Annotated in this window: 1 protein-coding gene; it reads right to left on the bottom strand. The window is 59.9% G+C overall.

The window, feature by feature from the left end; translation table 11 throughout:
- A partial coding sequence (locus tag QN359_RS19875) for a hemagglutinin repeat-containing protein (protein WP_323493637.1) occupies positions 1-317 on the bottom strand: 317 nt, incomplete at both ends.

The following is a 317-nucleotide window of genomic DNA, read 5'->3' as shown; positions in this document are numbered from 1 at the left end:
CCACCGTCACCGGCTAACATGCCGGATTGTTGTCCAACGCTGGCATACTGGCTGTCGACCTTGCTGTTACTGAGGTGGCCGCTGACACTGCCGGTGCCGGCACCAATAGGGATGGCGATGCCGATGCCAGCGCTGTGCTGTGTGCTGTTGTAGTCACTCGTGTCTTGTTGGCTGGCGATGTGCAGGTTGCCACCGATCTCGGCGCTGATTCTTTCGGCGCTGGCGACGGCACCGGCGAGTGTGGTATCGCCACCCGATGAAATCAGTAACTGTTTGCCGGCGCTGATGCTGCTGTTGCTGTGGCTTATGTCACTGCC

The organism is Undibacterium sp. 5I2, assembly GCF_035019605.1.
In the GTDB taxonomy this organism is placed as follows: Bacteria; Pseudomonadota; Gammaproteobacteria; order Burkholderiales; family Burkholderiaceae_D; genus Undibacterium.
Note: the sequence above shows the minus strand (reverse complement) of the source record. Positions and strands in the feature narration are given on the sequence as shown.